14 protein-coding genes are annotated in these 19,372 nt (G+C 65.1%); 9 read left to right on the forward strand and 5 right to left on the reverse strand.

The window, feature by feature from the left end:
* Nucleotides 1-36 precede the first annotated feature (36 nt).
* The 3 genes from AAFF27_14395 to AAFF27_14405 are packed head-to-tail and all read left to right on the forward strand — an operon-like array spanning nucleotide 37 to nucleotide 1,276.
* Nucleotides 37-411 carry a metalloregulator ArsR/SmtB family transcription factor gene (locus AAFF27_14395; GenBank protein XAH21220.1) on the forward strand — a complete coding sequence of 125 codons (375 nt, stop codon included), beginning with the start codon at nucleotides 37-39 and terminating at the stop codon, nucleotides 409-411.
* Entirely contained in the window at nucleotides 408-845 is a 438-nt protein-coding gene (locus AAFF27_14400; protein ID XAH21221.1) for a YeeE/YedE family protein, read from the forward strand. The genes AAFF27_14395 and AAFF27_14400 overlap by 4 nt, the downstream gene beginning before the upstream one ends.
* A 2-nt stretch (nucleotides 846-847) precedes the next feature.
* On the forward strand, nucleotides 848-1,276 hold the full coding sequence (locus AAFF27_14405; GenBank protein XAH21222.1) for a DUF6691 family protein: 429 nt from the start codon (nucleotides 848-850) through the stop codon (nucleotides 1,274-1,276).
* A 70-nt stretch (nucleotides 1,277-1,346) separates the two neighbouring features.
* Here the strand turns inward: AAFF27_14405 and AAFF27_14410 are convergent, their stop codons facing one another.
* From AAFF27_14410 to AAFF27_14420, 3 genes are read right to left on the reverse strand one after another with little or no spacing between them, the layout of a single operon-like run.
* On the reverse strand, nucleotides 1,347-2,756 hold the full coding sequence (locus AAFF27_14410) for an MATE family efflux transporter (GenBank protein ID XAH21223.1): 1,410 nt from the start codon (nucleotides 2,754-2,756) through the stop codon (nucleotides 1,347-1,349).
* A gap of 7 nt (nucleotides 2,757-2,763) precedes the next feature.
* A complete protein-coding gene (locus AAFF27_14415) occupies nucleotides 2,764-4,041 on the reverse strand; it encodes an MFS transporter (GenBank protein ID XAH21224.1) in 1,278 nt (425 codons plus the stop codon).
* 28 nt (nucleotides 4,042-4,069) lie between these two features.
* Nucleotides 4,070-4,543, reverse strand: coding sequence for a MarR family winged helix-turn-helix transcriptional regulator (locus AAFF27_14420; protein ID XAH21225.1), 474 nt, complete (start codon nucleotides 4,541-4,543; stop codon nucleotides 4,070-4,072).
* Nucleotides 4,544-4,596: 53 nt separating this feature from the next.
* Between AAFF27_14420 and AAFF27_14425 the strand changes: the two genes are divergently transcribed.
* Genes AAFF27_14425 through AAFF27_14450 form a run of 6 tightly spaced genes read left to right on the forward strand, consistent with a single transcriptional unit; the run spans nucleotide 4,597 to nucleotide 9,713 of the window.
* Nucleotides 4,597-5,148, forward strand: coding sequence for a PaaI family thioesterase (locus tag AAFF27_14425; GenBank protein XAH21226.1), 552 nt, complete (start codon nucleotides 4,597-4,599; stop codon nucleotides 5,146-5,148).
* A gap of 43 nt (nucleotides 5,149-5,191) precedes the next feature.
* Nucleotides 5,192-5,575: a lactoylglutathione lyase gene (gene gloA, locus AAFF27_14430; GenBank protein ID XAH21227.1), complete on the forward strand. Its 384-nt coding sequence runs from the start codon at nucleotides 5,192-5,194 to the stop codon at nucleotides 5,573-5,575.
* Nucleotides 5,576-5,586: 11 nt separating this feature from the next.
* Nucleotides 5,587-6,504 (forward strand): pyridoxal-phosphate dependent enzyme, encoded by a 918-nt coding sequence (locus tag AAFF27_14435; protein XAH26241.1) that lies wholly within the window; start codon nucleotides 5,587-5,589, stop codon nucleotides 6,502-6,504.
* A 7-nt stretch (nucleotides 6,505-6,511) separates the two neighbouring features.
* A complete protein-coding gene (gene rfaE1 / locus AAFF27_14440; protein ID XAH21228.1) occupies nucleotides 6,512-7,444 on the forward strand; it encodes a D-glycero-beta-D-manno-heptose-7-phosphate kinase in 933 nt (310 codons plus the stop codon).
* The gene (locus AAFF27_14445; GenBank protein XAH21229.1) at nucleotides 7,441-7,917 is read left to right on the forward strand and encodes an adenylyltransferase/cytidyltransferase family protein; all 477 of its coding nucleotides are present in this window, start codon (nucleotides 7,441-7,443) and stop codon (nucleotides 7,915-7,917) included. The genes rfaE1 and AAFF27_14445 overlap by 4 nt, the downstream gene beginning before the upstream one ends.
* 5 nt (nucleotides 7,918-7,922) lie before the next feature.
* Nucleotides 7,923-9,713, forward strand: a complete 1,791-nt coding sequence (locus AAFF27_14450; protein ID XAH21230.1) for a tetratricopeptide repeat protein — start codon at nucleotides 7,923-7,925, stop codon at nucleotides 9,711-9,713.
* 771 nt (nucleotides 9,714-10,484) lie between these two features.
* Here AAFF27_14450 and AAFF27_14455 read toward each other — a convergent pair.
* Together AAFF27_14455 and AAFF27_14460 are read right to left on the reverse strand one after the other, a co-directional pair.
* Nucleotides 10,485-14,480: an RHS repeat-associated core domain-containing protein gene (locus AAFF27_14455; GenBank protein ID XAH21231.1), complete on the reverse strand. Its 3,996-nt coding sequence runs from the start codon at nucleotides 14,478-14,480 to the stop codon at nucleotides 10,485-10,487.
* A 224-nt stretch (nucleotides 14,481-14,704) separates the two neighbouring features.
* Complete coding sequence (locus AAFF27_14460) at nucleotides 14,705-19,369, reverse strand: Ig-like domain-containing protein (GenBank protein ID XAH21232.1); 4,665 nt, start codon at nucleotides 19,367-19,369, stop codon at nucleotides 14,705-14,707.
* Nucleotides 19,370-19,372: the final 3 nt, after the last annotated feature.

Genomic DNA, 19,372 nt, shown 5'->3' on the forward strand with positions numbered 1-19,372 from the left:
GGCAAAAACACATTATATAAATTAATATAATGAAACATGAACGCCGCCCCAACCACCGCCTCTGGTGACGCCCCCCTATCCCCTGAAGCCATGGCGCTGCTGCGTGCCTCGGCCGGGCGCGCCTGCGCGCTGCTCAAGGCCATGGCCAATGAAGACCGGCTGCTGTTGCTGTGCCAACTGGCCGAGGGCGAGCGCAATGTCGGCGAGCTGCTGGCCCACACCGGCGTGGTCCAGCCCACGCTGTCGCAGCAGTTGGGCGTGCTGCGCGACGAAGGCCTGGTAGAGACGCGGCGCGAAGGCAAATTCATCTACTACCGCCTGGCCAGCGCCGAGGTACTGGCGGTGATGCAAGCCCTGCACGCCAGCCTTTGCGGCCATGCCCAACACTCTGCACCGGACACCCCAGCATGAACATCGACTGGCAACACTTCACCCCCTGGGCATCGCTCGCTGGTGGCGCACTGATCGGGCTGGCCGCCGCGCTCCTGCTGCTGCTCAATGGCCGCATCGCGGGCATCAGCGGCATCGTCGGCGGCTTGCTGGGCCGCAGCGTTGCGGGCGATCGGCTGTGGCGCGTGCTGTTCGTGGCCGGGCTGCTGCTGGCCGTGCCGCTGTGGCATGCGTTTGGCGCACTGCCACTGCCGCATATAGCGGCGGGCACGCCCACGCTCATCGCGGCCGGGCTGCTGGTGGGACTGGGCACGCGCTACGGCGCTGGCTGCACCAGCGGGCACGGGGTGTGCGGGCTGTCGCGCGGGTCGCCGCGCTCGCTGGTGGCCACTGCTGCTTTCATGGCGGCGGGCTTTGCCACGGTCTACCTTGTTCGCCACTTGCTGGGAGCCTGAACATGCGCAAAACCGCTCCGTTGCTGGCCGCACTGCTCGCTGGCCTGGTGTTTGGCCTGGGCCTGCTGCTGTCGGGCATGACCGATCCGGCCAAGGTACTGGGCTTTCTGGACCTGGCCGGCCACTGGGACCCTTCGCTGGCGCTGGTGATGCTGGGCGCCATCGCGGTCGCCGCACCCGCCTTTGCCTGGGCCCGGCGCCGGCCGCGCAGCCTGCTGGGCGCGCCGCTGCAGGTGCCCAGCAGCCGCCACATCGACCGCCGGCTGGTGCTGGGCGGCCTGGCCTTTGGCGCGGGCTGGGGCCTGGCCGGCTTCTGCCCCGGCCCGGCGCTGGTCAGTGCCGCAGCGGGCCATGCGCAGGCCTGGCTGTTTGTGCTGGCGATGCTGGCCGGCATGGGCCTGTTCTCGCTATTGCAGCGAGCCAAGCCTTGATTTTTGAATGAAATAGGCCTCTAGCCCAGGCCAGGCCTGGGCATATAGCTATATTTTACATAGCACACAATCAAGCCGCCTCAAGCCGCCGCAGCAATCCGCTGGTGCTGCGCGGCCAGCCGACGCGGCCAAACCAGGCGCCGCCGGCAATCGCCGAGGCAATGCACAGCCCATACAGCAGCAGCGCCAGGCCCTGCACCGCAAAGACGCCGCCCAACCCGCCGCCGGCCTGCAGCACCCAGATGCCGCCACCGGCCGCCACGGCCAGCCGCAGCAGGTTGCCAATCACCGGCCAGCGCAGCCGGCCCGCGCCCTGCGAGGCAAAGTACAAGGCCAGCCCCAGGCCGAAGAAGCCATAGGTCGGCCCGACCAGGCGCAGGTACTGCGCGCCGGCCTCCAACATGGCCGGATCGCTGCCGAACAGGCCCAGCCACTGGCGCGGCCAGATGGCGGCGGCCAGGCCGACGGCCTCGGTCAGGCCGGCGGCCATCGCCGCGCCCATCCAGGCGGCACGCAGCGCCCGCTCGCGCAGCCCCGCGCCCATGCAGGTGCCGACCATGGCCACCAGCGGCGCGCCCAGGCCAAACACCAGCGGCACCAGCAGATATTCCAGCCGCGCCGCCGTGCCATAGCCGGCGATGGCGGCCGGCCCGAAGCGCCCGACCAGCGCCGTTGCCACGCCTATCGCCAGGTTGGTGGACACCGCCGACAAGGCCGCCAGCAGGCCCACGCGCAGGATGTCGGCAAACAGCGGCCGGCGCAGTTGCGCCATCGCCCAAGAAGGCCGCAGCGGCGAGCGCCCGCGCCACAGGTAGGCCGCCAGCACCGCAGTGCCCACGGCGTAGTACAGCAGCAGCGCCAGCGCGCCACCCGCAATGCCCAGGCCCGGCAGCGGCCCCCAGCCAAAGATCAGCAGGGGCGACAGCGGCAGCAGCGCCACCACGCCCACGCAGGTAACGGCTGCGGGCAAGCCCATGTTGCCGGTGCCACGGATCACCGCCGCCAGCGAGTTGAACAGCCACACCAGCACCGCGCCGCCAAACACCCAGTGCGAGTAGATCAGCGCCGCCTCCAGCGAGGCGCCGCTGCCGCCCATGCGCGCATACAGCGCGCGCCCACCCAACACCATCACCAGCGTGAACAGCAGGCCAAAGCCGATGGCGATCACCACCGAGTGCAGCACCAGCGCATTGGCATCGTCGCGCCGCCGCGCGCCCAGCGCCCGCGCGATGGCCGAGGCAATGCCGCCGCCAATCGCGCCGCCCGACACCATCTGCATCAGCATCACGGTAGGGAACGCCAGCGCCATGCCGGCCAGCGCGTCGGTGCCCAGCCGGCCGATGAACCAGGTCTCGATCAGGCCGGCGCCGGCCTGCGCCGCCATCACCAGCACGTTGGGCCAGGCCATGCGCAGCAGCGTGGGCAGGATCGGGCCTTCGAGCAACGCGCGGGTGCGCGAATCAAACGCGGTGGTAGTCATGCTTGCCTCAGGCGCGCGGCGGTGGCCGGCGAATCAAGAACACCGTCGCTGCCGCCAGCAGGCAGGCTAGGCCGGCAGCAAACAACGCCGGCGTATAGGTCAGCAGCAGCGTGCGGGTCAGGCCCGCGCCCCAGGCCGCCGTGGCCGCGCCGATCTGATGCGCCGCAAAAATCCAGCCAAACACCAAGCCCACCTTCTGCGGGCCAAAGGCGGCACCGGCCAGCTTCACGGTGGGCGGCACGGTGGCGATCCAGTCCAGCCCGTAGAACATGGCGAACAGGCCCAGGCCATAGAAGGTGAATTCTGAATACGGCAGCCACAGCAGCGACAAACCGCGCAGCCCGTAGTACCAGAACAGCAGCTTGCGGTTGTCATAGCGGTCCGACAGCCAGCCAGAGCCTATGGTGCCGATCAGGTCAAACGCCCCCATCATCGCCAGCACCGAAGCCGCCGGCACCGCAGACATGCCGTTGTCGCCGCAGAGCGAGATGAAATGCGTCTGCACCAGGCCATTGGTAGACAGCCCGCAGATGAAGAAGGTGCCAAACAGCACCCAAAAGGTGCGGCTGCGCGAGGCCTCGCGCAGCACTTTAAATGGCGTGGCGAAGGTCATGGGCACCGCCGCCACGGCGGGTGCCTGCGGCGCGTCGGCCGCCTCGCCGAAGGGCCGCAGCCCCACGTCGGCCGGGCGGTTGCGTATCAGCAAGAAGGCCAGCCCGGCCACCAGCGCGCAGCCCAGCACCACCGGCAGCACGGCCGAGCGCCAGCCCCAGTGCTCGATCATCCAGGCGCCAAAGGGCAAGAACAGCAGTTGCCCGGTGGCCGAACTGGCGGTGAGCAAGCCCACCACCAGCCCGCGCCGTGCCACAAACCAGCGGTTGGCCACCACCGCACCCAGCACCAGCGCCGTCATGCCGGTGCCCAGGCCCAGGATCACGCCCCACAGCGCCACCAGTTGCCACAGCGCGGTGACCTGCGTGGACAAGGCCATGCCGCCGGCCACCATGGCCAGCGCGGTGCAGATCACCGCGCGCAGGCCAAAGCGCTCCATCAGCACCGCGGCAAACGGCCCCATCAGGCCGAACAGCGCAAAGCGCAGCGCCAGCGCGGATGAGATTTGCTCGGTGCTCCAGCCAAACTCGCGCCCGAGCGGCTGGATCATCGCCCCCGGCAGCCCAAGCGCCGCCGACATGGTGAGCATGGTGCAGAAGGTGACGGCCGCCACCACCCAGCCATAGTGAATGCCACGGCCTTGCAGGCGCGCGGCGAGTTGCGGGGAGCGCATCGGGGGGAGTCCTTCGAGTGGGGGAAATTCAGATGTCTTCTGCGACTTCGCTGTCGGCGTCGGCGTCGGCCAGCAAGGCCAGCGCCTGGTCCAGCAGCGCATGCAGCGCCACGACCCGGTCCTCGCCCAACTGCATATTCAGCGCCAGTTGCGCGGCCTTCCAGTGGCGCTGGGCCTCGCTGCGCTTGGCGCGGCCAGCCTCGGTGACACTGACCAGGCGGCTGCGCGCATCCGGGCCGGCCTGCAGCAGCACATAGCCATCGGCCACCAGCACCTGCAGGTTGCGGCTGAGCGTGGATGCCGTCATGCGCATGACCGCGGCCAGGTCCACCGGGCGCAGCGGGCCCAGCCGAATCACATTCGACAGCAATGAATACTGGGTGGTCTTGAGCCCCGTCTTGCCCACCTCGACGTCATAGCGCTGGGTGACGCGGCGGGTAAGCTGGCGCAGCTTGAGGTTGGTGCAACCCTGCGGTGTGTCGGACGGGCTGGCGGCTTTCATCCAAACCATTGTAGCTACAATCATTGCAGCTACAACATTATGGAAGTTGACCCATGACCGCACGTGATCCCGCTGCCGCCCTTGTCCTCTGGCTGGCCGAGGAAGACGCCGTCAACCAGCGTCTGCAGAGCGGCGTCGGCCCCGGCGTGGCCCGGCCCGAGCAGATCGCCGGCCTCACCGGCCTGCAGCAGATGCAGGCCATGCTGCAAGGCGAACTGCCCTACCCGCCCATGGCCAAGACGCTCGACTTTTTGATCCTGGAAGTGGACGAAGGCCGCGCGCTGTTCCAGGGCACGCCACGCTTTGAGCACCTGAACCCCATGGGCACGGTGCACGGCGGCTGGTTTGCCACGCTGCTGGATTCCGCCCTGGGCTGCGCCGTTCAAACCCGCATGCTGGCGGGCCGCGGCTACACCACGGCCGAGCTGGGCATCAACATGGTCAAGGCCATCACGCCCAAGGTGCAGCGCGTGCGCGCCGAAGGCAAGGTGATCCACTGCGGCCGCCAGTTGGCCACCGCAGAGGCCCGCCTCACCGGGCCGGACGGCACGCTGTATGCGCATGCGACCACCACCTGCCTGGTGTTCGATCTGCCCACCCGGTAGGCCACAATCCGGGGCTGTTTTTCTCTCCCAGAAGAAAGCCCCCATGCGACTCCTCCACACCATGCTGCGCGTTGGCGACCTGCAACGCTCCATCACCTTCTATACCGAAGTCATGGGCATGCAGCTGCTGCGCACCACCGACCGGCCCGAACAAAAGTATTCACTGGCCTTTGTCGGCTACGGCAGCAACCCCGAGCATGCCGAGATCGAGCTGACCTACAACTACGGCATCGACTCCTACGACCTGGGCAAGGGCTACGGCCACATCGCCCTGGGCGTGCCCGACGTAGCCGCGGCCTGCGAAAAAATCAAGGCCGCCGGCGGCGTGGTCACGCGCGAGGCCGGGCCCGTGAAGGGCGGCACCACCGTGATCGCCTTTGTGCGCGACCCTGATGGCTACCAGATCGAACTGATCGAACGCGCATGAGCCCGCACACGATGCCCCTGCACATCACCACGCCCCTCGTCGAATCCCGCCCGCTGAGCCTGGCCGCCGGGCGCCCCGTCTGGCTCAAGCTCGAGGCACTGCAGCCCGCCGGCTCCTTCAAGATCCGTGGCGTTGGCCTGGCCTGCGACACCCACCGGCAGCGCGGCGCGCAGCGCTTTGTCTCGTCCTCCGGCGGCAACGCCGGGCTGGCCGTGGCCTATGCCGGCCGCAAGCTGTCCATCCCGGTGGTCGTGGTCGTGCCCGAGACCACCTCCGACACCGCCAAAGCCCTGCTGCGCCAGGAAGAGGCCGAGGTGATCGTCCATGGCGCCTCGTGGCAAGAGGCCAATGCGCTGGCGCAGTCCATGGTGGGCGCGACCGATGCCTTCATCCACCCCTTCGATGACCCTTTGCTGTGGCAAGGCCATGCGTCGATGGTCGATGAGGTGTTTGGCGCCGGCCTGAAGCCCGGCGCCGTGGTGCTGTCGGTTGGCGGCGGCGGCCTGCTGTCGGGCGTGGCCGAAGGCCTGCAGCGCAATGGCGGCGCCGACATCCCCATCCTCGCGGTAGAAACCGATGGCGCTGCATCGCTGCATGCCGCCATGGCGGCAGGCCATGCCGTCGAGCTGGAACGGCTCAGCAGCATCGCCACCACACTCGGCGCCAAGCGCGTTTGCGACCGGGCGCGGCAGTGGACGCAAGAGCGCCCGGTGCAAAGCCTGCTGGTGTCCGACCGCAGCGCGCTGGCCGCCTGTGAACGCTTCCTGGCCGACCACCGCCTGCTGGTAGAACCCGCCTGCGGCGCCAGCCTGGCCGCGGTCTATGAACGCGCGCCCGAGCTGGAGCCGTTCGACAGCCTGCTGGTGGTGGTCTGCGGCGGTGCCACGGCCACCATCGACCAGATCCGGCACTGGGCAAAACAAGCCTGAACGCACCATGACCCCCACCCGCCGCCAGATAGAAACCTGCCGCGTGCTGGTGGTGGGCGACGCCATGCTGGACCGCTACTGGTTTGGCAGCGTCGAGCAAATCTCACGCGAGGCCCCGGTGCCGGTGGTGCGCGTGGCGCGCGAGGAAGAGCGCCCGGGCGGCGCCGCCAACGCTGTGCTCAACGTGCGGGCACTGGGCGCGGGCGCCACCCTGCTCACCGTGGCCGGCACGGATGCCGCCGCCGCGCGCCTGCGCGCCCTGGTCGAGGCCAGCGGCGCCGCCTGGGCCGCCTGCGAAGAGCCGGCGCTGCCCACCACCGTCAAGCTGCGCATCATCGGCCGCGCACAGCAACTGCTGCGCGCCGACTTCGTCGAAGGCCAGCCCGGCGCCGCCGCGCTGGAGCGACTGGCCCACGCCTTTGCCCACGCCCTGCCGCAGCACGATGCCGTGCTGTTGTCCGACTACGGCCGTGGCACGCTGGCCCAGGTCCCCGCACTGATCGCCCTGGCGCGCGCCGCCGGCAAGCCGGTGCTGGTAGACCCGCGCGGCCATGATTTCGCCCGCTATGCGGGCGCCAGCCTGATCACGCCCAACCGGGCCGAGCTGGAGCAGGTCGTCGGCGCCTGGCACAGCGAGCCCGACCTGGCCGCACGTGCCGAGGCGCTGCGCCATGCGCACAGCCTGCAGGCCCTGCTGCTGACCCGCGCGGACGAAGGCATGAGCCTGTTCGACAGCGCCGGCGCGCTGCACCAGCCGGCCACCGCGCGCGAGGTGTTCGACGTGACCGGCGCCGGCGACACCGTGGCCGCCGTCATGGCCGTGCTGCTGGCCTGTGGCCTGCCGGCGCGCGCTGCCGTGCCGCATGCCAACCGTGCGGGCGGCATCGTGGTCGGCCGCTTTGGCACGGCCAGCGTGGGCTACGACGAGCTGTTCGCATGACGCCAGCCGCACCTATTTGCACCGCGCTTGATCTGGCGCCGCACCTGGCCGCCCTGCCGCGCCCGCTGGTCTTCACCAATGGCGTGTTCGACCTGCTGCACCGCGGCCACACCGATTGCCTGCGGCAGGCGCGCGCCCTGGGCGCGGCGCTGGTGGTGGGCCTCAACAGCGACCATTCGGCGCGCGGCCTGGGCAAGGCGCCGGGCCGCCCCATCGTCGCCGAGCAAGACCGCGCCGCCGTGCTGGCGGCTCTGGCCGCGGTATCGCTGGTGGTGCTGTTCGACGAAGCCGCGCCGCTTGCGCTGCTGCGCCAGATCCAGCCCGAGGTCTACGTCAAGGGCGGCGACTACGACATGGCCACGCTGCCCGAGGCGGCACTGGTACGCAGTTGGCGCGGCCGCGCACTGGCCCTGCCCTATGCCCAGGGCCACTCCACCACCGCGCTGGTGCAGCGCATCCGGGCCGTGCCCTGACGCACATGACGCAGGCCCTGAACGCCGTCCTCGACGCGCTGGAGGCCGGCCAACCGGCCGCCGCGCGCGCGGCGGCCGACGCGGCCCTGGCGCAGTACCCCGATGATGCCCAGCTCTGGAGCGTCGCCGGCCTGGCGGCGCGCCTGTGCGGCGATGCCGAGCGCGCCGTGCACTGCTGGCAGCGCTCGGCATCGCTGCAGCCCACCGCCGCAGGCTGCAACCGCCTGGGCGAACTGCTGGCTACGCTCGGCCGGCCGGCCGAGGCCCTGGCCTGCTACGCCACCGCCGTGCAGCAAGGCGTGGCCGATGCCATCACCTGGGGCAACCTGGGCCTGCTGCACATGCAGGCCGGCGAGCCCGCCGCCGCCGAGGCCGCCTACCACCAAGCCCTGGCGCTGGCCCCTGAGCACCTGCGCACCCGCGTCAACCTGGGCGTGCTGCTGGCTGGCCTGCGCCGCCACGACGAGGCCGAGCAGGCCTACCGCACCGCGCTGGCGCAATCCCCTGACGACGCCGCCGCCCACACCAACCTGGGCCTGCTGCTGGAAGAAACCCGCCGCATCGCAGAGGCCGAGCAGCACCAGCGCCGCGCCCTGGCGCTGGCCCCCTGCACCGCTCAAATCCACAACCACCTGGCCGGCGTGCTGGCCCGGCAGCCCGGCAAAGAGGCCGAGGCCGAAACGCATTACCGCGAAGCCGCCCGCCTGCAGCCCACAGACCCGGTGCCGCACTCCAACCTGGGCGCGCTGTACTTCGACCTGGGCCGCACCGCAGAGGCCGAGGCCAGCCTGCGCGCCGCGCTGGCGCTGCAGCCGGACTTTGCCTCGGCCCGCCTCAACCTGGGCCAGTTGCTGCTGTCGCTCGGCCGCCTGCAAGAGGGCTGGCCGCATGTGGAACTGCGCTACACCTTGCGCGTGCCCGGCGCCCTGCCCGGCTTTCCCGCGCATACCGCCACGCCGCGCTGGGCCGGCGAGCCACTGCAAGGCAAGCGCCTGCTGGTCTGGCCCGAGCAAGGCCATGGCGACCAGATCCAGTTCTGCCGCTACCTGGCCATAGTGCGCGCCCAACAGCAAACCGCCCAGCTCAGCTTTGCCTGCAGCGAGCCGCTGCTGGAACTGCTGCGCGGCGTGCATGGCCCGGACCAGGTCATCGCGCTGGCCGACGCCCCCGCCGCCCTGGCCACGCACGACTACTGGGTGCCGCTGCTGAGCCTGCCCCTGTTCTGCGGCACCACGCTGGACAACATCCCCAGCCACACGCCCTACCTGCAGGCCAACCCGGCCCGCAGCGCCCATTGGGCCCGGCGCCTGGATGCCGCGCTGCCGCCGCGCAGCGCCGGCCCGCGCATAGGCCTGGTCTGGCGCGGCAACGCCTGGCACGACAACGACGCCGACCGTTCCCTGCCCGGCCTGGCCACGCTGGCACCGCTCTGGCAACTGCCCGGCGCCAGCTTCGTCAGCCTGCAGAAAATCGCCGGCGAAGACGAGGCCCGCCAGCCCCCCACCGACCAGCCGCTGCTGCACCTGGGCGGCGAGATCCAGAGCTTCGCCGACACCGCCGCCCTGCTGCAGCAACTGGACCTGCTGGTATCAGTAGACACCGCCGCCGCCCACCTGGCCGGCGCACTGGGCCGCCCCTGCTGCGTGCTGCTACCGGCCTACCGCAACGACTGGCGCTGGCTGCGCAGCCGCACGGATTCGCCTTGGTATCCGCAGATGCGGCTGTTTCAGCAGGAGACGCGGGGGGATTGGGGTGGTGTGGTGCAGCGGGTGGTGGGGCAAATAGCGGGCTTTTGACTCTGCGCCACCGTTTAAGCCAGAGCATCGAGTTATTGGCAAGTCTCCGCAACGTCGATACCAGTCACTCTGCCCCCATCAATGCGCAGAACCACGTCGTCCAAACGAAGCTCAGCTCCTTCAGTTTTCGCGGTCACATCCGTCCCCACAGCGCCGATCGCGGCATCGATGGCACGACCACGACGCCCATCATCAGCAAGCCTCGCAAGTAACACACACTTTGCCCGCAGAAAGTCGTTTTGCGACCTCGAGTCATTCAAGCTGAATGCACAATCAATCAGCATATAGAGCAGCATACAAATTGCACCGCTTAGGGTCCAAACAAGCAGTGACCTCGTCATTTTCATAGCCAGCCGATATCAAGCATTCACGTACATCAGGAGAGAACTTGTTCATGGATTCATCTTCTAAAGAGGTGAAGCCTTCGCAAAATTCGAAGCAACTCGAATCACCGGCAGGACCAGGAGACGGGCGCAGTGCTGAACGCCCATGCAGCCCTCCTGTTCAAACGATAGTCACCTTCTTGCACGTAAGCTCGCCGCCCGTCTATCAAGACGGCGGGAATGATGTAATGCTTCACGTCCTCACACGCCACTACTGCCGCGACGTCCCCAGGCTTTAGAACTTTGACGACCCGCCCGCCCGTCGGACGGTCGTACAGATTAATCTGGCTCCTAGCGGTCACACTGATGCGTTGCCCCATCAACACCCAGTTCCCCCCATAGACCGCAAGGGCAACAACAACGCCCCAGGTCAGCTTACGTTTCACGCTCATCGCCATAGCAAACCACCTCCGAATCCACTTCCGGCGCCACCGCTTGGACGTGGTGAGGGATACGACACGTTTCCGTTGGCGTTCGGGGATGAGCGCAGATTTTCAAGAATAGAGCTTGGCAGCACTGAGTTACCAATGCCCGCTCCCACCATATTCAAACATTGCTGCACAGGGTTTCCGCAATTGTTAGTGATAGCGTTGTAGGCGGCCGTCTGTGCCCTCATACACGAAGCCAGAGTAGCCTCCTGTTGCGAGCTCAAGCTGAGCATGACGCCGTTACCACCTCGGAAGTCCTGCTGCCGCCTGTTGTACTCAGCTGCTGTTGCTGACTGCGTATCCCAACCGCCAGGACCCCAAGAGAAGTTTTGCCCATTGACGTTAGTCGAGACATGCCCAAAGGAAGAGGAACCCATTCCAACGCCTTGCCATACAACGACTTCCGTATAGAGCCCCAACGGGTCCGTGAACATCAGCGGCGTGTCGTTAGCGTAAAGGTATTGATTCCCTCCTCCCTCCACACCAATTGGATCAGCCTGGATGTAACGCCCCATGGCCGGCTGATAGTCCCGGAACCGGTTGTAGTGGGTTCCGACTTCCGCATCCCAATACTGCCCCGGCAGGCGCAGATTCACCGCGATGCGGCTGCTGCCCTCTGGCGTGGTCTTGCCAAAGGCTTCCGACTGGCCCTTCCATGAGGTCTGCCCGCTGCCGTCGGTCGCCAGCTGCGGGGTCCCCAGGTGGTCGGTGTGCAGGTAGTGGTAGTCCGCGCTGCCCAAGCCCTGCCCGGCCGCAGGCTCGGCCTGCCACAGCGGGGCGGTGCCCCACGTACTACCAGGCTGCCAGCCATAGGCCTTGGCAAGCTTCCCCTGTGCATCGAATTCAGCCACCAGACCCTCGTCGCTGTAGACGTACCAGGTGGTCTTGCCTTCAAAGCTTTTGCTGATGCGCCGGCCCAGGGGGTCGTAGCTGTAGCGGGCGCCAAGACCCTGGTCGTCCCGTATCTCCACCAGACGATCCACGGCGTTGTAGACATGGTGGCGGGTCTGCCCGCCGTAGGTTTGCTGGTCGAGGTTGCCGTTGGCGTTGTAGCGGGCCGTGGTCTGCTCGCTGCCCACGCCCCACTGCAGCAACTGGTTGTCGGCGTTGTATACCCATGCGCCGGGCTGATGCGCGCTGCTAGTGCGGTTGTCCACCGCGTCGTAGCTGTACTGTTCCAGCGGCAGGCCGTCTGGCCTGGTGTCGCCGCGCTGCAGCGCGGCGGGCGGCGTTGCCTGGGTCAGCCGGCCCAGGCGGTCGTAGCCATAGGCAAAGCTGCCGTCCTCGGTCTGGCGTCGGGTGATGTTGCCAGCGGCGTCGTATGCCAGGCTGCGGTCCAGCACGCTGCCATTGGCGCCCGCCACCTGGATGCGCCGGGTACGCTGCAATGGGTCATAGCCAATGGTCTCGGTTGCACCAGGGAAGTTGACCTGCGTGGGCACCTGCCACTGGTAGCCACCCCAGGCGATTGCCTGGCTGTTGGGCAACTGTGCTGATTTGAGGCGCCCCAGCTCGTAGCTGAAACCCAGCCGGCTGCCGTCCGGATAGGTCAGGCCGGTCTTGTTGCCATCTGCGTCATAGCTGTATTGCAGGGTCTTGCCGAGGGCGTCCGGGCCGCTGCCATAGGTGATGACTTCTTGCGTCTTGCGGCCCAGGGCGTCGCGGGTGTAGACAAAGCGCGTGACGGTGTCGCCCGTCTGGCTGATATCCCGCAGCCAGCCTGCGTCGTCATAGCCATAGGTCACCGTCTGGCTCGGGCTGGTCTGGCCCGCAGCCGTGTAGATGGCGGCTGTTCTTCGCCGGGCTGCGTCGTAGCGGTACTCGACGCTGTTGCCGGCGGCCTCTGTGCGGCGAATGAGCTGGCCCACGGCGTCATAGGCATAGGTGGTAGCGCCGCCGCCGGGGCGGGTTTCCTTGCGCAAGCGCCCCGCCTTGTCGTACTCGAAACGGTGCGGATTGCCGGCGGCGTCCGCCAGCAGAACAGGGCGGCTGAAGGTATCCCACTCTTGCCTCGTCTTGCCACCCAGGGCATCAGTGGCTTGGACCTTGCGCCCCAGCGTGTCGTACTGCACAAGCGTCGCGGCGCCGTCGGCTCCCGTGTGGCTGATGAGCTGCCCCACGGCGTCGTAGCCCAGGCGCGTGGTGTGCCGCGTGGCGGCATCCAGTACCTGGGCTACTTGCGTCATGCGCTGGCGCTGGTCGTAGCGGTACTCCTCACGGTAGGTAGGGTAGATGCGCGCGGCCAGCAGGCCTTGCAGACCGTTGTCTACCGTGCCGTACTCGTACTGCGTGGCATTGCCGGCGGGGTCGATACGCTTGAGTGGGCGGCCCTCCGCGTCATACTCCTGCCGCAGCGCCAGCCCGCTGGGGCTGCTCATGCGCGTCCAGCGCCCCATGTTGTCGTACTGGTAGGCCCAGGCGCCCTGCAAGGCGTTTGTCTGGCTGGTGACTTGCCCCTTAGCGTTGTAGCTGTAGCGCGCCGTCTGGCCCAAGGGGTTGCGCGCCTCTGTCACGCGCCCGACCGCGTCCAGCGTGTAGACCGTGGCATGCCCCAGCGGATCGACTGCCTTGGTGAAATTGCCAGCGCTGTCGTACTCTGCCAGCCAGCTGTGGCCCAACGCATCCTGGTGCGTCAGGGGCTGGCCCAGCACATTGTGGGTATAGCGGTCAACCGCGCCTTCCCCATTGGTCAGGCTGGCCACGTTGCCGTAGCCATCGTAGGTGCTGCGCACCGTGATCGCATTCCCCCCCGTACCCACCGTTACGGAGCTTGGCTGGCCATAGGCGTCATAGACCCAGGTGGTCACCCGTTCCGCGGGCTTGCCCTGTGCCTCGGTCTGCCTGACAAGGTTGCCCTTGCTGTCGTAGTCAAAACTGGTCGCAACACCAAGTGCATTGGTATGGCGCACTGGTCGCCCCGTGACACTGTCATAGGCAAAGCTGTCCGTCGTGCCATCGGGGTAGGTGATCTTGAGCGGCTGGCGGTTACCGTCGTACTCGATGGTGCTGCTCAGGCCGCGCGCATCGGTGTATTTGTCCATGTACTTGCCGTCGCGCGTCACGGTGATGCGCGCCACACCATTGACGCTTTGCAAGAACAGCCGCCCATCCTTGTCGTAGCGCCGCACGACCGACTGGCCGTCGGGCATCTGGGAAGTAACGGTGTACTGGCGATTGATACGGTCGTACGCCGTATTCCAGACAGTGGTCGCACCCAACTCATCCGTGAGTGTTCCGACCCGGCCCGCGCCGCCTTGCGTGGTGCTGCTGCTTGAACCTGTGGTGACGATGCCACTGGTCGGACTCTCTTGGCCTGCGGTCTTGCCGCTGTCCATGGCGGGCGGTGGCGCCTGCACGCTGTCCGCGTATGCAATCTGTATGGTGCCGCCTGCCGGATCAGTGCGCCTGGTCAGTTGGCCTTTAGCGTCGTACTGGTACAGCCAGCGGCCACCGCGCACGTCCGTAACCTGAGTCAGGCGCTCGCCGGTCCAGGTGTAGAGCACCTGGCGGCCTGCACGGTCTTGCACGGAAGTCAGGCGGTCGTTCTGGTAGGTGAATGTGAAGACCGTGTTGCCCAGGTGGTCGCGTATGGCCATGCGCTGCCCCGCGCCATCCAGCACAAACTGCACCTTGACGTCATTGCTGTCCCCATAGGCCGTGATACGGCCCGCCGCGTCATAGGTGATCCAGTTGCCCGCGCGGTCGTACCAGCGCCAACCCGTGCTGGTCTTGCGGATGAAGACCTGGTCATTCAGAACGCCATCGAAGATGTATACATCGCTCGTACCGCTGCGCTCATACAGCGCCCCTGCACGATTGATGGCCTTGACACCTTGGTCCAGCGGGTCCCTGACGAATGCGAGCGTGGCCCAGGCAGAGTTGACATACCAGCGCCCGCCCGTCCAGGTGCGCGAGATGCGCACATAGCCACCCAGAACCTTCGCCTGCAGATCCACGATGGACTCCGTGTACTCCCCATTGGGAAGACGGACCTGCTGCGCTGACGCAGGCGCCGGCAAAGCAAGCCAGCAGCACAACACCAACGCCATCACCTGCATGAATTGCACTAGCGCAGGCTGCAGACGATCAAGAAGCAATTGGACAAACATGGCTCTAGGTTGGCTTGAACTGCAATAGAGCGAAGTGCTGCTCCCAGCGCCTCCGCTCCCACGGGTTTCCATTACTGCGCGCATGGCGGCAGCTCATCCGGTTGCCGGGGGGGCGGCGGAGGGTCCAAAGGTCCGGGTCCAGGTCCGGGTCCAGGTCCGGGTCCAGGTCCAGGTCCAGGTCCAGGTCCAGGTCCAGGTCCAGGTCCAGGTCCAGGTCCAGGTCCAGGTCCACCTCCACCTCCACCTCCACCTCCACCTCCACCTCCACCTCCACCTCCACCTCCACCTCCACCTCCACCTCCACCTCCACCTCCACCTCCACCTCCACCACCTCCTCCTCCTCCTCCTCCGCCTCCGCCTCCAATACAGGCAGCCGAAGTACAACGAGGCGTACAGCCTGGCGCAAGAGGTATGGGGGAAGCGCTCCAGCCGGTGCCACCACCGCCACCGAAACCGCCGCCACCGCCGCCACCACCACCGCTTGCAGCACCGCCAGCACCTGTGCAGCTAGAGCCGGCAATGCGGCTGAAATAGCTACCTACGCTGCCACCGCGCACATCACCGTTGGCGCAAGTCCAGGAAAAGCTAACCCCGAACGAGGCGATGTAGCTGGAGCAGGCCGCTCCACTGCGGGGAGACAAGCTCTTGACATAGGCCTGCACGGGTGAATCCATCACATCCACCGGCATGGATGCGCCCTGCGGGCGAAGCTGTACAGCCGTCACCCGGTACGGGATGCTGATGCGGGTCTTGGCCGGGATGGTTTTGGGCACCTCACCGAAGAACTCATAGCGGTAATACGCATCCGATACGGGCAGCGTGAAACTCACATCGTCCGCCTGCACCAGCCCATAGTTGGAGATGGTCACCTCTCCGGTGTACTCCTCTCCCACTTGCAGGCTCGGCAGGTTGATGGAGAGCGGCTCTATCAGCACGACTGCGGCGGGTACCTGCGTGTTGTAGGTCGCGGTCAGCGTCAGGTCGTACTGGTCCTTGATCGTGGTTTCGGTCACGCTGAACTCGATGCTCACCGCCTTGTAGTCCAGGAACACGTGCTCCTTCACCGTGGTGCCTGGCCGGATCCGCACCCTGCCACTGGTATCCGCATGGTTGGGGGCGCTGGCGCGGTACAGGTAAACCCCCGGCGGCAACTTGCTGGCCGTGGCCAGCCCCTGCTCATCGGTGACCAAGGTCTGCTGCACCGAAAGAACCGCCTCGTTCTGCAGACGGATCGTGGCCCCCTTCAATCCGGGAATGCGCTGCCCACTCGCGTCGAGCGTAGCGGTGTAGACATCCGCCGCGTCAAAGGTGACGTTGCCCTCCCCGCTCTGCGTGACCCTGACAGAGACAGGAACGGTACCGCCGACGTCGTTGTCAGCAGATACCAGAAGCTTGAAGTTGTAGACGCCGTCGCTCACGCTACTGTCTGGGTTAACCGTCACCTGCAAGGCCACAGAAGCCCCCACGTCAACTGCGCCCAACACCCCCGTGCTGGAGAGAAACGCCCACGCGGGCGGCGTACCACCTTGGGCATCAACCAGTTGAGCCCGGACATTGACCGCAGTCACCAGCCCGCGGTTGCCAATGGCAACGCTCTCGCTGGCGCTGCCACCTTGCTGCACGCCAGTTTCTATGTAGGTCGGTTTGGCAAACAGCGCCGGCATGGCATCCACCAACCGGTACTCGATGCGAAGCTGGCCGCGCACCATATCGCCGGAGTCGTCCGCCAACGCGGAAAGGATCACGATCCCCGTCGGTCCGGCCGACGCATTGGCAACAAAGCCGATGTTCATGGGGGCACTGGCGCTTGGCGGCAGGTTGATGCCGGCCCCACCATCGATCTGGATGCCAGCAGGCAGCGCCCCGCTCGGCTGGTCATCAGGCCGGGCCACCCAGCGCAGCCCACGCACGCCGGTGCCAGCACTTGTGCTGGCGCTGACAGTTACCGCAGACGGAAACCCCCGGGCAGCTGTCAATGTGTACCGCGCGATGCTGAAGCCGACCCGATTGATGGTGAAGCTGCCTTGGTCACTCAAGGCAGTCTCGTCTGGATGGACAACCGAGACGGTATAGGTACCGCTGTCGCTTGCCTGCGGAACGAATTCGTACTCGAAGTTCCCCTGCGCATCGGTTGCAATGCTGATGCGGCGCTGGAACCCGCTCACGCGCAGCACAACACGCAGCACAGCATTGGGCACGCTCTGACCGCTCGCCCTGTCGACGGCGTTGCCGGCGATGGTGATGCGCTGCTCCCCATAAGAGACACCTGGCGAAACCAAACGCACACTGCCCGTGTATGCGGTTGGGGGCACCACCGGCTCAACCGGGATATTGCGTACCACCACGCTACGCTCGGCCGTCGTGGACTTGCCGGTGGTGTTGATCGCCACGGCTTTGAAGGTATGTGCGCCGTCTGCTGCGCCTGCCGCATTCCAAGTGGTGCTGTAGGGCGGGGTGGAGAGGCTGGCCAACTGGACGCCATCGACATACAAAGTGACGCCCGCTATGCCGCTTGCATCCACGGCAGATACTTCAACGGTGCTCGGCCCCGTCAGCACCGCGCCTGAGGACGGCGCAACAAAGACAAGCTCCGGAGCAGGCACGGTGTAGGTGAACGGCACCGCACTACTCCTGGGCCCGATGCCCGCCGCATTGCGCGCATCAGCCTCCAGCGTATAGCTGCCTTCGGCGGGCAACACGACTTCAGCAGAGAAGCCACCAGATGCGTTCACCAGCGTCAAACCGCCAACGGCCGCGCTGTTTAGGTAAAGCTGCACTTGTGCACCTGCCATAGCAGTCCCAGAGACCCGTACGGAGCTTTGACGAACTGTCGCCCCCGCCGCAGGCGCAGCGATTTGCGGCGCTTGTGGAACTGGTCGCGCCAACACCACGGCTATCTCGCGCGTGCTCTCATTGCCCTTGGTGTCCCGCGCGGTGATCTTCAGCGCGTAGGTCCCGTTTGCCAAGTTGCCGGGATTTAGTGTTGCGGCATAACGCGGCGCCCCGTCACTCCATGGCGCCAGTACTTGAGTGCCTAGCGTCAGGCCCACCCAGGCAACGCCACTGCGGTCAGTCGCACTAAAAGAGAGTGCCGCAGCGCCTGCAATAGTGGCCTCCCCCGCTACATCGACACCATCGATCTGGACCTGAAATATCTCTGGGCCAACAACATCGGGGCCAACACTAATAACCTTGGTAGCACGGGTAACACCCGACACGCCACGTGCTGTCAGTGCAATGGTGTATTCACCAACACTTGAGTAGTAGGGACTATCCGTTCCGTTTCCATAGTCCCATTCATATTCCAGCGCCGGCCCGGTCGTTGTGTTTTTGAGTTCGACTTGCAATGGGACATCCCCGGAAGTTGGCTGCGCAACAAACGATGCCTTTGGATACTCCCCATAGGGAGCGTCATACATGTACCTCATCACATTCGAATGGAATTCATTACCAGCAATGTCATATGCAGTTATTCTAAAATACCTCTCCTCTGGTGGAAAAGAGAGAAAATAGCCAATTGAGCCATTAACATCCAACCGGTAGTAAGTGCAATCATTTGTAAACCAAATGTTAGAACATAGGCGAAGCTGCGCCCAATCCAGGCCACTTCCCTCATCACCAAGTTTGTAGTTAACTTCTAGAGCATCCCCGGACGAAATTAGGCTTACCAACTCCGCATGAGGCGGCTTTTTGTCAATGGTTATTGGTGAAGAAAATTTGGTCCAAGGCATCCACAGCGCCCCCTCATTTTCACGCCCTCTGACACGAGCCCTGTAGGTCGCCCCATCTTCCGCAATGCCCGGCAAAATAAGCTCTAAGGATCCATAATTCGATGGATTATAAATATTTAATTCACCTTCATTTTTCTCAACTTCAATCTCCCAATTGCTAATATCCCGATGCTGATACCAGCGCCATTTCGGATTATCCCTAGAAAATCCACCATCAATTCTATTACGATCCCAAGTCACCGGAGATATGCTTTGAAGGCGCCCCCTCCACTGCTCATATCCTGATATATCAGAAAACCCTAATCCCGCCTTCTTCTCTATAGAATATCCGACCCCGCCCGACTTTGGTAAAAATGAAATCACATCCCCAGCCAAAATATCAGCACCATCAAAACTAGCAACAGCAGCCTCATTAATATATAGACCCACTGGCCTGTACCCAGCATAGACCCCTCCCTCCTGCGAGTGAAAGCCGCCATAGGAAAACCTTACCTCATTACTTCCTTCGCGGAGTTCCACTTGATAGGTGGTCGCCTGATCAGTTGCATAGTATGTTGTCCAATTCGTGAATTGAATTTGCAGCACACGATTTGGTGCATCACCAAATTTATAATAATGGACGGCTGCATTCGTTTGATAAAAATTAGACCGCATCAATCCATAAATAGGCTCCGGCGATATGCTATAAAATTCCGCATAATAACCATCACAGTCTTGCCCTCCTTCCTGATAAATCCCATCAGGAATTAGCCTTATTTGCGAATCATAAATATCAATCACTCTGAATTCACGATTGTTAAATTTAAAATTGAATCCTATTTCCACAGGGCCGATGCACCATTTGTTTTCGTACATACCAAACCCAGAATCCACTCCCACAGCAGATACAGCCAGGCCACAACCAAGCAACCCTAGCAACAAACCGATGCGGAAAACACCCCTAATGCATGCCGCTCCAAAGCGACTGGGAAAATAAAAACCCAATCTTTCAAAAAATATTTTCATCTC

The organism is Xylophilus sp. GW821-FHT01B05, from assembly GCA_038961845.1.
Taxonomy (GTDB): domain Bacteria; phylum Pseudomonadota; class Gammaproteobacteria; order Burkholderiales; family Burkholderiaceae_C; genus Xylophilus.

Bases quoted from the DNA above. Each gene is read 5' to 3' on its own strand.
- AAFF27_14395 (XAH21220.1), top strand. From the start codon at position 37: ATGAACGCCGCCCCAACCACCGCCTCTGGTGACGCCCCCCTATCCCCT.
- AAFF27_14400 (XAH21221.1), top strand. From the start codon at position 408: ATGAACATCGACTGGCAACACTTCACCCCCTGGGCATCGCTCGCTGGT.
- AAFF27_14405 (XAH21222.1), top strand. From the start codon at position 848: ATGCGCAAAACCGCTCCGTTGCTGGCCGCACTGCTCGCTGGCCTGGTG.
- AAFF27_14410 (XAH21223.1), bottom strand. From the start codon at position 2,756: ATGACTACCACCGCGTTTGATTCGCGCACCCGCGCGTTGCTCGAAGGC.
- AAFF27_14415 (XAH21224.1), bottom strand. From the start codon at position 4,041: ATGCGCTCCCCGCAACTCGCCGCGCGCCTGCAAGGCCGTGGCATTCAC.
- AAFF27_14420 (XAH21225.1), bottom strand. From the start codon at position 4,543: ATGAAAGCCGCCAGCCCGTCCGACACACCGCAGGGTTGCACCAACCTC.
- AAFF27_14425 (XAH21226.1), top strand. From the start codon at position 4,597: ATGACCGCACGTGATCCCGCTGCCGCCCTTGTCCTCTGGCTGGCCGAG.
- gloA (XAH21227.1), top strand. From the start codon at position 5,192: ATGCGACTCCTCCACACCATGCTGCGCGTTGGCGACCTGCAACGCTCC.
- AAFF27_14435 (XAH26241.1), top strand. From the start codon at position 5,587: ATGCCCCTGCACATCACCACGCCCCTCGTCGAATCCCGCCCGCTGAGC.
- rfaE1 (XAH21228.1), top strand. From the start codon at position 6,512: ATGACCCCCACCCGCCGCCAGATAGAAACCTGCCGCGTGCTGGTGGTG.
- AAFF27_14445 (XAH21229.1), top strand. From the start codon at position 7,441: ATGACGCCAGCCGCACCTATTTGCACCGCGCTTGATCTGGCGCCGCAC.
- AAFF27_14450 (XAH21230.1), top strand. From the start codon at position 7,923: ATGACGCAGGCCCTGAACGCCGTCCTCGACGCGCTGGAGGCCGGCCAA.
- AAFF27_14460 (XAH21232.1), bottom strand. From the start codon at position 19,369: ATGAAAATATTTTTTGAAAGATTGGGTTTTTATTTTCCCAGTCGCTTT.